We start from the raw sequence: 12,035 nt of genomic DNA, 5'->3' as shown, positions 1-12,035 counted from the left end.
CTGACGATTTTTGCCTGAGGACGACGATGGACTGCGTTTTTTGCCGTGAAGATGGCGGCGATGTGCTGTGGCAGGACGACACCTTGCGCGTCGTCCTTGCCGACGAACACGATTACCCGGGTTTTTGCCGCGTGATCTGGAATGAGCATGTGGCGGAGTTCTCGGACCTCGACGCCGCCGGCCGCGATCGCGTAATGAAGGCTGTGTACGCCGTGGAACGCGCCATGCGGCGCATCCTGCAGCCGGCCAAGGTGAATCTCGCGAGCCTCGGCAACCAGGTGCCGCATGTGCACTGGCACGTCATTCCGCGTTTCTCGAACGACGCGCATTTCCCGCTGCCCATCTGGGCGCCGCGTCAGCGCACGGTGTCCGAGGCAATGCTGTCGTCACGCCGCGCACAAGCCACCCTGTTGCGCGAAGCGGTGCGGCAGGAAATCGAACAGGCTCTTGGCTGAGCGCCACTAACCATTCCTTCGCGCCGCGCCGTTTCAAAGGCGACTTGTGGTGCGGCGGCGCTTTCTAAAGAGGCCATGATGAGCGGATTGACTCCCGATACCCCGGTGCCGACCGGCGTCGTCGTGCATTCCAAGTCGCGCGTGCTGGAACTGCAGTACGCAAGCGGCGATTCGTATCGGCTGCCGTTCGAACTGCTGCGCGTGTATTCGCCGTCGGCGGAAGTGCAGGGCCACGGCCCCGGCCAGGAAACGCTGCAAACCGGCAAGCGCGACGTCACGATCACGATGATCGAGGGCGTGGGCAACTACGCGATCCAGCCGACATTCTCCGACGGGCACTCCACCGGCATCTATTCGTGGGACCTGCTCTACGACATGGCGCGGCGCCAGGACGAACTCTGGCGCGCGTATCTCGACCGACTGGCGGCGGCGGGCGTCGACCGCGACGCGCCAATGCCTTCACCTGGCGCTGCGCACGGCCACCGTCACTGATACGATTCGCCTGACCCGCTGCACTGATGCGGCGCAACATTTCAGAATACGCGAAAGGACAAGCGCGATGAGCAAAACCCACTTCGGCTTTCAATCGGTCGACGAACAGGAAAAGGCGCAGAAGGTGGCGGGCGTGTTCCACTCGGTTGCCGCCAACTACGACTTGATGAACGACCTGATGTCGGGCGGATTGCACCGGGCGTGGAAGATGTTCACGATCGCCCAGGCCAACGTGCGGCCGGGCTACAAGGTGCTCGACATCGCGGGCGGCACGGGCGATCTGTCCAAAGCGTTTGCAAAGCAGGCCGGCGAAACCGGCGAGGTCTGGCACACGGACATCAACGAATCCATGCTGCGCGTCGGTCGCGACCGTTTGCTCGACAAAGGCGTGATCACACCGGCGCTGCTCTGCGACGCCGAGAAGATCCCTTTCCCGGACAATTACTTCGACGTCGTGACCGTGGCATTCGGCTTGCGCAATATGACGCATAAGGACGTTGCGCTGGCGGAAATGCGCCGCGTCCTGAAGCCGGCAGGCCGTCTGCTCGTTCTCGAGTTCTCGAAGGTATGGGATCCGTTGAAAAAAGCCTACGATGTCTATTCGTTCAAGGTTTTGCCGTGGCTCGGCGAGCGCTTTGCGAAGGACGCGGAAAGCTACCGTTACCTCGCGGAATCGATCCGGATGCATCCGGATCAGGAAACCTTAAAAACAATGATGGAACAAGCCGGCCTTGATGGCGTCAAATATTACAATTTGTCAGCTGGCGTGGTAGCTTTACATGTGGGGACCAAATACTAGGGTTCCTAACCCATCGTTTTTAAAGGAAAGTGCCAAAATGTCCGATTCAGCCGTGTTATCTCCCCGTAAGGTGAAGCGGTCGCTGGCGAGACGAATCGGACTGATCGCGATGGTCGGCCTGATCGTGGCCGGCTCCGTCGCCTCGCTCGATGCGGAAGCTCGTCGCATGGGCGGTGGCCGTAGTTTTGGCCGTCAGTCAAACACCGTTCAGCAACAGGCTGCGCCGTCGCAGCCTTCCCCGTCCAATCAGGGCATGCAGCGCGCGCAACCGGCGCCCGCGCCTGCGCCGGCTCCTGCCCCGCAACCTAACCGCTCGCGCTGGCTCGGTCCGATCGCGGGTCTGGCAGCCGGTCTCGGTATCGCGGCACTGCTGTCGCACTTCGGTCTGGGTGGTGCGTTTGCTGGCGCAATGGCCAATATCATCGTCATTGCGTTGCTCGCCATGGTCGGCATCTGGCTGATCCGCCGCTTTATGGGCCGCAAGCGCGATACGTCGCAGCCGGCTTACGCGGGTCAGTCGCCGTCGCTGAATTCGGGCGCCACGGGTTACACGCAGGAGCCGCGCTACAGCGCACCGCCTACCGGCTCGTATCTCGAACCGCAGGGCAATCCGCTGACCACGCCGTCCATCAATACAACGCCGAGCGTGCCGGCGGGCTTCGATTCCGAAGCGTTCCTGCGTAACGCGAAGGTGTACTTCGTGCGTCTGCAGGCCGCGTGGGACGTCGGCAATATCGACGATATCCGCGAATTCACCACGCCGGAAATGTTCGCGGAGATCCGCGTCGACCTCGCTTCACGCGGTGCCGAAACGAATCAGACGGACGTCGTTCAGCTCAACGCCGATCTGTTGGGCGTGGAAGAACGTGCGAACGAATACTTCGCGAGCGTGCGCTTCTCCGGCCTGATTCGCGAAACGCCAGGTGCGGCGGCGCAGCCGTTCGTCGAAGTGTGGAACCTGTCGAAAGCGAACCGTCCGGGCGAAGGCTGGCTGCTGGCGGGCATTCAGCAGCTCGCGCAGCATTGAGATGGCGCGGGCTCGCGGCGCTGCTTGCCCCGCGTCCGCGTGCAACGTTGGCCTGCGGCCGGCCCGCAGTTAGCCGTTCAGCCGAGCAAGCCGCGAAGCGAACGGACGTTACAATAGGAACCCGCGCGAGCACTCGCTTGCGCGGGTTTTTTCTTGCCACTTTCAATGACCCTCGCCGCCAAGCCTTTCGCTGCTGCTGTCAATCATCTGCTCGCCCGCGAATCGTGGGCCCGTGAGCGCCTCGCCCCTTATGCGGGCAGGACCGCCAGACTGTCGTCGCCACCTGTCGTGCTGATGCTGCTGGTGCAGCCGGACGGCTATCTGACTACGCTCGGCGCAAGCGACGCCCAACAGTTCGACGTGACCATCTCGGTCCCGTCCGACGCGTTGCCCGCGTTCGTGCAGGGTGGCCAGGCGGCTGTCATGAAACACGTGAAGATCGAAGGGGACGCGGAGTTCGCCACGGTCATTGCCCACCTCGCCGAGCATTTGCGCTGGGAGCCGGAGGAGGATCTCGCAAAGCTGATCGGCGACGGCCCCGCGTGGCGGGTTGCGTCGATCGTGCGCACGGTCGGCGAACATGTCCAGCGCACCGGTCGCAATCTGCTCGATACGGCCACCGAATATCTGCTCGACGAGAATCCTCAGCTCGTGCGCCGCGCCGCGCTGCAAGATTTCAACGCCGAGCTGGCGCAGGCCCGCGACGCGTTGGCGCGAGTGGAAAAACGTATCCAGCGTCTTGAACAGAAGGTCGAAGCCCACGGCGCAGTTGTGCCGGGCGGCGCCGCCACGTTGCGCGGCACGCGCTAGTCACCGGGCACAACCATGCGTTTTCTGCGTTTCCTCAAGATATTTTTCACGGTTATCCGCTTCGGTCTCGACGAGATGATGCTCGGCCGCGTCAACGACCGGCGCGTGCGCATGCTGCTGCGTATCACCACGATCGGCCGCAAGTTCGACGCGCCGCCCGGCGTGCGTTTGCGGCTCGCGCTTGAAAGCCTCGGGCCGATCTTCGTCAAGTTCGGGCAGGTATTGTCGACGCGGCGCGACCTGTTGCCGGTCGATATCGCGAACGAACTCGCGAAGCTTCAGGACCAGGTGCCGCCGTTCGATTCGGCGGTGGCGATAGGGCTGGTCGAAAAGTCGTTGGGCGCGCCGGTCGACGTGCTGTTCGACGATTTCGAGCGGGTGCCTGTGGCGAGCGCGTCCATCGCGCAGGTGCACTTCGCGACGGTGAAGGCCGGACAGCATGCGGGCAAGGCCGTCGCTGTGAAGGTGCTGCGTCCGAACATGCTGCCCGTTATCGATTCGGACCTCGCGTTGCTGCGCGACATCGCCGTGTGGGCCGAGCGTTTGTGGGCGGACGGCAAGCGCCTGAAGCCGCGCGAGGTGGTCGCTGAGTTCGACAAGTACCTGCACGACGAACTCGATCTCATGCGCGAGGCGGCCAACGGCAGCCAGTTGCGCCGTAATTTCGCCGGGCTCGATCTGCTGCTCGTGCCGGAAATGTACTGGGAGTTCTGCACGCCAACCGTGCTCGTCATGGAGCGCATGGTCGGCGTGCCGATCAGCCAGGTGGATACATTGCGGGCGGCGGGCGTGGATATCCCGAAGCTGGCGCGCGAAGGCGTCGAAATTTTCTTCACTCAGGTGTTCCGCGACGGCTTTTTCCACGCGGACATGCATCCCGGCAACATTCAGGTGAGCCTCGATCCGGCGCATTTCGGCCGTTATATCGCGCTGGATTTCGGGATCATCGGGGCGCTGTCGGACTTCGACAAGAACTACCTCGCGCAGAACTTCCTGGCGTTTTTCAAGCGCGACTACCACCGCGTCGCAACGCTGCATCTGGAATCGGGCTGGGTGCCGCCCACCACACGCGTGGAAGAACTCGAAAGCGCCATTCGTGCTGTGTGCGAGCCGTATTTCGACCGCGCGCTGAAGGACATCTCGCTCGGTCAGGTGCTGATGCGTCTGTTTTCTACGTCGCGCCGCTTCAACGTGGAAATCCAGCCGCAACTGGTGCTGTTGCAAAAGACCATGCTTAACGTGGAAGGTCTCGGCCGATCGCTCGACCCCGAGCTGGATTTGTGGAAGACGGCAAAGCCCTATCTCGAGCGCTGGATGAATGAGCAGATCGGCCTGCGCGGCTGGTACGAGCGGCTCAAGATCGAGGCGCCGCAGTGGAGCAAGACGCTGCCACAGTTGCCGCGCCTGATCCATCATGTGCTGGCCGAGCGCCACGATCACGGGCGGGTCGGCAACGACGACATGATCCGGCAGATCCTGCTCGAACAGAAGCGTACTAACCGGCTGCTGCAGGGCTTGCTGCTGTTTGGCGTAGCGGTCGGCGTCGGCGCGGCGCTTGCGCGAGTGGTCCTCGCGCTGGCCTACGGCAGCTAATGAGTTTGCGAGGCACGTGATGAGCGACACGACCCAATCCCCGGTCCCCGATTTCGAAAACCGTGATCCGAATTCGCCGGCGTTCTGGAACGAGCGGTTCGAGCAGCATTTCATGCCGTGGGATCAGGCGGGTGTGCCGTCGGCGTTTCAGTCGTTTGCGAGCCGGCACACCGGAAAAGCGGTGCTGATTCCGGGTTGCGGCAGCGCATATGAAGCCGTCTGGCTGGCAGAGCACGGCAGCCCGGTTCGGGCGATCGATTTCTCGCAGGCAGCGGTTGCGGCGGCGCGCGCGCAATTGGGCGAGCAACATGCCGAACTCGTGGAAGAAGCCGATTTCTTCACCTACGAGCCGCCGTTCAGGCCGGCGTGGATCTACGAGCGGGCGTTTCTCTGCGCGTTGCCGTTGGCGCGGCGCGTCGACTATGCGCGTCGAATGGCGGATCTGTTGCCGGCGGGCGCGCTGCTCGCCGGATTCTTCTTTTTCGGCACGACGCCGAAGGGGCCGCCGTTCGGCATCGAGCGTGGCGAACTGGAAGGGCTGCTGACGCCGTTTTTCGAACTGCTCGAAGACGAACCCGTGACCGATTCGATCGCCGTATTCGCCGGGCGAGAGCGCTGGCTGACCTGGCGCCGCCGCGCGTGAGCGTGGCGCGACGGGAATTGGCGGGCGACTATAGCGGCAACTGGAAGCGGCAACGTGCGAGACGTGTAACGCGCTTCCGGCGCCAGCGCGGCCCTTGATTTTCCCGGTAGCCGCCCTCATCTGGCGCATCGGCGGTCGCGTCGGACGCTTATCCCCAAAATGCGGGGAGCGTTATCGTTTGCGGCTATAATTCAAGGCTTTGCAAGCGTTTACAAGATTTCAGTAGGGAACAGGTCATGCCGATCTACGCTTATCGTTGCGAGTCATGCGGCTTCGGGAAAGACGTGCTTCAGAAGATGAGCGACGCCCAGTTGACGCAATGTCCCGAATGCGGGAAAGACACTTTTCGGAAACAGGTCACGGCCGCAGGCTTCCAGTTGAAGGGCTCCGGCTGGTACGTGACCGATTTCCGCGGCGGCAATACCGGCACGAGCGCGCCGGCGAAGGCGGACGCGGACGGTGCGTCCAACGGCAGCCCGGCCGGGACTGCCGCACCTGCCGGCAATGGCGCCGCGAAATCCGACACGGCCACGGCCAGCAGCGCAGCCGCCACGCCGGCCGCGCCCGCTGCGGCGCCGGCGGCTAGCACAGGCGCTAGCAGTTCGGGCAGCGCCTAGTGGGACTGCCGCCCTCGCGGGCGGCGCACACGCCGCGCAGCGCTTTCGCGGCGCGGCTTTCTGGCGGTACACATGACGACGAAAAAAACGACACTCAAATCGGTGTTTCTGACTGGCCTGCTGGTGCTGGTGCCTTTGGCCATCACACTGTGGGTGCTCGGTCTGATCATCGGCACGATGGACCAGACGCTGTTGCTACTGCCGCGCGCATGGCAACCGGAGCGCGTGTTCGGCTTCCGTCTGCCCGGTCTCGGCGCGGTGCTGACACTGGCGTTCATCTTTGTCGTCGGGCTGCTGACGCAGAACTTCGTCGGGCAGAAGCTCGTGAAGTGGTGGGAAGTCGTCGTCGCGCACATTCCCGTGGTCGGACCGATCTACACGAGCGTCAAGCAGGTGTCCGACACGCTGCTGTCGAGCAGCGGCAACGCCTTTCGTAAGGCGCTTCTGATCGAATATCCGCGCCGTGGCTCCTATACGATCGCGTTTCTCACCGGTATTCCGGGCGGCGACGTGATCAATCACCTGAAGGAAGATCACGTCAGCGTCTACGTGCCGACTACGCCGAACCCAACGTCCGGCTTCTTTCTGATGGTGCCGAAGAGCGAAGTGATCGAACTCGACATGACCGTCGACGCCGCGCTCAAGTACATCGTCTCGATGGGCGTGGTGGCGCCGTCCGCGCCGCCGGCGCCGGTACGCCGCACGACAGTCGAGCCTCCGCTGTAATGCCGGCGCGCAACGTTTCACGCAGTGTTCAGCTGCGGCGCGCCGTTCAACTAATGCAAAACGAAAGTCAAACATCATGTCGATGAGATCTGAATACTGCGGTCTGGTGACCGAAGAACTGCTGGGCCAAACCGTCTCGCTGTGCGGCTGGGTAAGCCGCCGCCGCGACCATGGCGGCGTTATCTTCATCGACCTGCGCGACCGCGAAGGCCTCGTCCAGGTCGTCTGCGACCCGGACCGCGCGGAGATGTTCAAGGCCGCCGAAGGCGTGCGCAACGAATTCTGTCTGCAAATCAAGGGCGTGGTGCGCAGCCGTCCGGAAGGCACGACGAACGCCGCGCTGAAAAGCGGCAAGATCGAAGTGCTGTGCCACGAGCTGATCGTGTTGAACGCGTCGATCACGCCGCCGTTCCAGCTCGACGACGACAATCTGTCGGAAACCACGCGTCTTACGCATCGCGTGCTGGACCTGCGCCGTCCGCAGATGCAGCACAACCTGCGTCTGCGCTACCGTGTGGCGATCGAAGTGCGCAAGTATCTGGACGCGCAGGGCTTCGTCGACATTGAAACGCCGATGCTCACCAAGAGCACGCCGGAAGGCGCACGCGACTACCTGGTGCCGTCGCGCACCAACCCCGGCCAGTTCTTCGCGCTGCCGCAATCGCCGCAGCTTTTCAAGCAGCTGCTGATGGTGGCGAACTTCGATCGCTACTACCAGATCGTCAAGTGCTTCCGCGACGAAGACCTGCGCGCCGACCGTCAGCCGGAATTCACGCAGATCGACTGCGAAACCTCGTTCCTGTCGGAACAGGAAATCCGCGATCTGTTCGAAGCGATGATCCGTCACGTGTTCCAGGAAACGATCGGCGTCGAACTGGACGAGAAATTCCCGGTTATGCAGTATTCGGAAGCCATGCGCCGCTTTGGTTCGGACAAGCCGGACCTGCGCGTAAAGCTCGAGTTCACCGACCTGACCGATGCGGTCAAAGACGTCGACTTCAAGGTGTTCAGCACGCCGGCTAACACCAAAGACGGCCGAGTCGCGGCGATCCGCGTGCCGAAGGGCGGCGAGCTTTCACGTGGCGACATCGACAGCTACACGGAATTCGTGCGCATTTACGGTGCCAAGGGTCTCGCGTGGATCAAGGTCAACGAAGTGGCGAAGGGCCGTGACGGCCTGCAAAGCCCGATCGTCAAGAACCTGCACGACGAAGCGGTCAAGGCGATCATCGAGCGCACCGGGGCGCAAGACGGCGACATCATTTTCTTCGCGGCGGACCGCGCGAAGGTGGTGAACGACAGCCTCGGCGCGCTGCGCCTGAAGATCGGCCACTCGGAATTCGGCAAGGCAAACGGCCTCGTCGAATCGGGCTGGAAGCCGCTGTGGGTGGTCGACTTCCCGATGTTCGAATACGACGAGGAAGACAACCGCTACGTCGCCGCGCATCACCCGTTCACGAGCCCGAAAGACGAGCACCTCGAGTATCTGGAAACGGACCCGGCGCGCTGCCTCGCAAAGGCTTACGACATGGTGCTGAACGGCTGGGAAATCGGCGGCGGCTCGGTGCGTATTCATCGTGAAGAAGTGCAGAGCAAGGTGTTCCGTGCGCTGAAGATCAACGCGGAAGAAGCGCAAGCCAAGTTCGGCTTCCTGCTCGACGCGCTGCAATACGGCGCGCCTCCGCACGGCGGCATTGCGTTCGGCCTGGACCGCATCGTCACGATGATGGCCGGCGCCGACTCGATCCGCGACGTGATCGCGTTCCCCAAGACGCAGCGCGCGCAAGACTTGCTCACGCAAGCGCCGAGCGAAGTGGACGAGCGCCAGTTGCGCGAGTTGCACATCCGCTTGCGTACGCCGGAACCGAAGGCGTAATCGAGGTGACCCGCGGCTGCCTGTGAACGGCAACGCGGGCTAGCACGCAAGCTGGCATAAGCAACATCGAGCAAGATACGCTTGATGAAATAGCAAAACGAGAAAGGCGCGTCATGCGCCTTTTTTGCTTTTTGCGTTACAGTCCATGCAACAGCTTCTGCTCGCTCATTGGACCACTCGCCGACATGTACCGCGCAAGCGTTGCGCCCAGTTTTCACGCCATGCCGAAACCGCCAAAGATCCCGCAGTCCGTACTTGTCGTCATTCATACGCCCTCGCTCGACGTGCTGTTGATCGAGCGCGCCGATATTCCGGGCTTCTGGCAATCGGTGACGGGTTCCAAAGACCGGCTCGATGAGCCGCTCGCCGAGACGGCGATCCGTGAAGTGGCCGAAGAAACGGGCATCGTGATTGGCAGCGCACTGGTGCCGGAGAGCGCCTTGTTCGACTGGCAATACTCGATCGAGTACGAGATCTATCCGCAGTTCCTGCATCGTTACGGCGAAGGCGTGATCCATAACACCGAGCATTGGTTCAGCGTACAAGTGCCCGAACAGCTCGAAGTGACATTGGCGCCGCGCGAACACACCGCATTTCTCTGGCTGCCATATGAAGAGGCGGCGTCGCGTTGTTTCTCTTCGTCGAATGCGGATGCGATTCTGCAATTGCCCAAGAGGCTGCGCGAGCGTTCGGAGTCTCGCGCATGAGCGTCGGCGGCGCACGCCGTTTCGCCCGCCTGCGGCAATCGCTGCTCGGCCGCCGCTATTGGCAGCGCTACCGCTTCACGAGCGGCAACGAGGTCAAGCTGCTGCGCTCGGGCGGCGAGTACTTCAGCGCGCTCATTGAGCGCATCGATGCCGCGGAGCGCGACGTCGTTCTCGAAACCTACATCTTCTGCAACGACGAGGCCGGCCAGTCGGTCGGCGCAGCGTTGCTGCGAGCGGCGGCGCGCGGCGTGCGCGTGCGAGTGATTACCGACGGCATCGGCACTGCGCGCCTGTCGATGTTCGACGAGTGGGCCAGCGCGGGCATCGAGCATCGAATCTACAACCCGCATATCTTCGGGCGCTTCGGCTTTTCGCGCACGCACCGCAAGCTCGCCGTGATCGACGATCAGTTCGGGTACTGCGGCGGCATCAACATCGTCGACGATTACGAGAACGACGGCGAAAGGCTGCCCTATCGACGCTGGGATTTCGCGGTGGAATTGCACGGGCCGGTGGTTAACGACATCCGCGAGGCCTTCGAAGTGCAGTGGCGCCGGATTCGGGTCGGGCATCGGCCGCTCGATTCGTTGGAGCCGGATCTGACTCCGAAGACGGCAGCGTCGCTCGGCAACCTGAGACGTCGCCGCCGGCGCCGCAACGAGGAGCTGTGGGCGGGCGGCGAACCCTGCGTCGCCTTCGTCGCACGCGACAACCTGATCAATCGCCGGGCGATCGAAAAAGCGTATCTGACGGCGATCGGCCAGGCTCGCGAGGAGGTGCTGCTGGCGAACCCGTACTTCATGCCGGGCCGCAAGCTGCGGCGCGCGCTGGTGTACGCGGCGCGGCGGGGCGTGGTGGTGAAGCTGATCATCGGGCGTAAGGAATTCAAGGCGCTCGATTACGCCGTGCCGTTTCTCTATCGCGCGTTGCTTCGAGCAGGCGTGCAGATCGCCGAGTACGAGAAAACCCTGCTGCACGGCAAGGTCGCGGTGGTCGACTCGAACTGGGCGACCGTGGGTTCGTCGAATCTCGACGCGCTGAGCCTGATGCTCAATAACGAGGCTAATGTCGTGCTGGTGAACGATCCGTCGATCGACGCGCTTCGCGAGGCGATTCTGGTCGCTTTCAAGGACTCACGGCGCATCGACGAAGCGCACTACGATGCGCGCCCGGCCGGCGAGCGCCTGCTCAACTGGCTCGCCTACACGACCTACCGGGCGGTGATGAAGCTGCTCACGGTGGGCGGCTACGATTGAAGGGGCGCCGACGCAACACAGACGCAATGCCAACTCGGCGTCCGCCCCTTCCTGATGGCGGCCTTTGTACGGCATCATGCCGGCCTTACGGCAAAAACGGCAACGGAAGCAGCAATCAAACGGGTGTCCTCCTGAGCAACAATTGCCTCAAGGCGAACCCCTCTAAAAAATCAGCTTCCTCCGATTGCCAGATGCCGCAGAATTGAAACCTGGTTAGAAACCGGTTTCTAATAAAGTCCTTGTTTCGCGGACGGCGCCACTCAATAATAGTACGGCCGTTCGATTTTCATTTCGGTCACATTAGAACGGTAAAAAGCTATGCGAAAAGGCGAACAGACGCGAGTCGCGATTCTCGATGCAGCACTTGATCTCGCAAGCCGCGACGGACTTGAAGGTCTGACGATTGGCCTCCTGGCCGAGCGCATGCAGATGAGCAAAAGCGGTGTGTTCGCGCATTTCGGATCGCGCGAAGACTTGCAGGTTGAAGTGGTGCGCGAATATCACCGTCGTTTCGAAGACGAGGTGTTCTTCCCGAGCCTGCGCGAACCTCGCGGACTGCCGCGCTTGCGAGCGATGATTTCCCGCTGGATCGAGAAGCGCATTCAGGAAGTCACGACCGGGTGCATCTACATTAGCGGCGCCGTCGAGTACGACGACCGCGCGGATAGCCAGGTGCGCGAGCAACTCGTGTCGAGCGTGACGATCTGGCGCGCCGCGCTGACTCGCGCGATTTCGCAGGCGGTAGAGGAAGGGCATTTGCGTGCCGATACGGACCCGCAGTTGATGCTCTTCGAACTGTACAGCTTCACGCTCGGCCTGCATCACGACGCGCGCTTCCTGCATCTGCCGGATGCGGTGCGTCTTACGTGGGCCGCGCTGGAAAAATTGATTGTTTCGTATCAGAGCGAAAGCCGTTAGTGCAAACCGCGGCAAACCGCGAAACCTGAACAAGGTTCAGCGGCGAGAACGCAAACAGCATCCGCGTGACGCACTTGCGCTAACGGCCTGGCTTCTTGTCAAACTTTGGAGAGAGT

13 protein-coding genes are annotated in these 12,035 nt (G+C 62.4%); all 13 read left to right on the top strand.

Annotated elements, in window-relative coordinates; all coding sequences use genetic code 11:
* Positions 1 to 26 precede the first annotated feature (26 nt).
* The 13 genes from SB753_RS19325 to SB753_RS19265 all read left to right on the top strand — a co-directional run bounded on the left by SB753_RS19325 (position 27) and on the right by SB753_RS19265 (position 11,919).
* Positions 27 to 455 (top strand): HIT family protein, encoded by a 429-nt coding sequence (locus tag SB753_RS19325; RefSeq protein ID WP_020069622.1) that lies wholly within the window; start codon positions 27 to 29, stop codon positions 453 to 455.
* A 78-nt stretch (positions 456 to 533) separates the two neighbouring features.
* Positions 534 to 947 carry a gamma-butyrobetaine hydroxylase-like domain-containing protein gene (locus SB753_RS19320; RefSeq protein ID WP_410801346.1) on the top strand — a complete coding sequence of 138 codons (414 nt, stop codon included), beginning with the start codon at positions 534 to 536 and terminating at the stop codon, positions 945 to 947.
* Between the two features lie 67 nt (positions 948 to 1,014).
* The gene (ubiE, locus tag SB753_RS19315; RefSeq protein WP_020069624.1) at positions 1,015 to 1,746 is read left to right on the top strand and encodes a bifunctional demethylmenaquinone methyltransferase/2-methoxy-6-polyprenyl-1,4-benzoquinol methylase UbiE; all 732 of its coding nucleotides are present in this window, start codon (positions 1,015 to 1,017) and stop codon (positions 1,744 to 1,746) included.
* A gap of 37 nt (positions 1,747 to 1,783) precedes the next feature.
* The gene (locus SB753_RS19310; protein ID WP_087750880.1) at positions 1,784 to 2,773 is read left to right on the top strand and encodes a Tim44 domain-containing protein; all 990 of its coding nucleotides are present in this window, start codon (positions 1,784 to 1,786) and stop codon (positions 2,771 to 2,773) included.
* Positions 2,774 to 2,938: 165 nt separating this feature from the next.
* The gene (locus SB753_RS19305; protein WP_020069626.1) at positions 2,939 to 3,583 is read left to right on the top strand and encodes an SCP2 domain-containing protein; all 645 of its coding nucleotides are present in this window, start codon (positions 2,939 to 2,941) and stop codon (positions 3,581 to 3,583) included.
* A gap of 15 nt (positions 3,584 to 3,598) precedes the next feature.
* A complete protein-coding gene (ubiB, locus tag SB753_RS19300; RefSeq protein WP_020069627.1) occupies positions 3,599 to 5,176 on the top strand; it encodes a ubiquinone biosynthesis regulatory protein kinase UbiB in 1,578 nt (525 codons plus the stop codon).
* A 19-nt stretch (positions 5,177 to 5,195) separates the two neighbouring features.
* Positions 5,196 to 5,819, top strand: a complete 624-nt coding sequence (locus SB753_RS19295; RefSeq protein ID WP_204522769.1) for a methyltransferase domain-containing protein — start codon at positions 5,196 to 5,198, stop codon at positions 5,817 to 5,819.
* A gap of 236 nt (positions 5,820 to 6,055) precedes the next feature.
* Complete coding sequence (locus SB753_RS19290; protein WP_020069629.1) at positions 6,056 to 6,436, top strand: FmdB family zinc ribbon protein; 381 nt, start codon at positions 6,056 to 6,058, stop codon at positions 6,434 to 6,436.
* A gap of 72 nt (positions 6,437 to 6,508) precedes the next feature.
* Positions 6,509 to 7,162: a DUF502 domain-containing protein gene (locus SB753_RS19285; RefSeq protein ID WP_020069630.1), complete on the top strand. Its 654-nt coding sequence runs from the start codon at positions 6,509 to 6,511 to the stop codon at positions 7,160 to 7,162.
* A gap of 76 nt (positions 7,163 to 7,238) precedes the next feature.
* The gene (aspS, locus tag SB753_RS19280) at positions 7,239 to 9,038 is read left to right on the top strand and encodes an aspartate--tRNA ligase (protein ID WP_087750877.1); all 1,800 of its coding nucleotides are present in this window, start codon (positions 7,239 to 7,241) and stop codon (positions 9,036 to 9,038) included.
* A 221-nt stretch (positions 9,039 to 9,259) separates the two neighbouring features.
* Positions 9,260 to 9,745, top strand: coding sequence for a dihydroneopterin triphosphate diphosphatase (gene nudB, locus SB753_RS19275; protein WP_027804890.1), 486 nt, complete (start codon positions 9,260 to 9,262; stop codon positions 9,743 to 9,745).
* Positions 9,742 to 11,001: a cardiolipin synthase ClsB gene (gene clsB, locus SB753_RS19270; protein WP_410801343.1), complete on the top strand. Its 1,260-nt coding sequence runs from the start codon at positions 9,742 to 9,744 to the stop codon at positions 10,999 to 11,001. The genes nudB and clsB overlap by 4 nt, the downstream gene beginning before the upstream one ends.
* Before the next feature lie 318 nt (positions 11,002 to 11,319).
* Complete coding sequence (locus SB753_RS19265) at positions 11,320 to 11,919, top strand: TetR/AcrR family transcriptional regulator (protein ID WP_020069634.1); 600 nt, start codon at positions 11,320 to 11,322, stop codon at positions 11,917 to 11,919.
* Positions 11,920 to 12,035: the final 116 nt, after the last annotated feature.

The organism is Paraburkholderia sp. SIMBA_053 (assembly GCF_046534895.1).
Taxonomy (GTDB): domain Bacteria; phylum Pseudomonadota; class Gammaproteobacteria; order Burkholderiales; family Burkholderiaceae; genus Paraburkholderia; species Paraburkholderia caledonica.
The sequence above is the reverse complement of the archived record's forward strand: the minus strand, read 5'-3'. Positions and strand labels throughout refer to the sequence as shown.

Bases quoted from the DNA above. Each gene is read 5' to 3' on its own strand.
- SB753_RS19265 (WP_020069634.1), top strand. From the start codon at position 11,320: ATGCGAAAAGGCGAACAGACGCGAGTCGCGATTCTCGATGCAGCACTT.
- SB753_RS19325 (WP_020069622.1), top strand. From the start codon at position 27: ATGGACTGCGTTTTTTGCCGTGAAGATGGCGGCGATGTGCTGTGGCAG.
- SB753_RS19290 (WP_020069629.1), top strand. From the start codon at position 6,056: ATGCCGATCTACGCTTATCGTTGCGAGTCATGCGGCTTCGGGAAAGAC.
- nudB (WP_027804890.1), top strand. From the start codon at position 9,260: ATGCCGAAACCGCCAAAGATCCCGCAGTCCGTACTTGTCGTCATTCAT.
- SB753_RS19295 (WP_204522769.1), top strand. From the start codon at position 5,196: ATGAGCGACACGACCCAATCCCCGGTCCCCGATTTCGAAAACCGTGAT.
- ubiE (WP_020069624.1), top strand. From the start codon at position 1,015: ATGAGCAAAACCCACTTCGGCTTTCAATCGGTCGACGAACAGGAAAAG.
- clsB (WP_410801343.1), top strand. From the start codon at position 9,742: ATGAGCGTCGGCGGCGCACGCCGTTTCGCCCGCCTGCGGCAATCGCTG.
- ubiB (WP_020069627.1), top strand. From the start codon at position 3,599: ATGCGTTTTCTGCGTTTCCTCAAGATATTTTTCACGGTTATCCGCTTC.
- SB753_RS19285 (WP_020069630.1), top strand. From the start codon at position 6,509: ATGACGACGAAAAAAACGACACTCAAATCGGTGTTTCTGACTGGCCTG.
- SB753_RS19320 (WP_410801346.1), top strand. From the start codon at position 534: ATGAGCGGATTGACTCCCGATACCCCGGTGCCGACCGGCGTCGTCGTG.
- SB753_RS19305 (WP_020069626.1), top strand. From the start codon at position 2,939: ATGACCCTCGCCGCCAAGCCTTTCGCTGCTGCTGTCAATCATCTGCTC.
- aspS (WP_087750877.1), top strand. From the start codon at position 7,239: ATGTCGATGAGATCTGAATACTGCGGTCTGGTGACCGAAGAACTGCTG.
- SB753_RS19310 (WP_087750880.1), top strand. From the start codon at position 1,784: ATGTCCGATTCAGCCGTGTTATCTCCCCGTAAGGTGAAGCGGTCGCTG.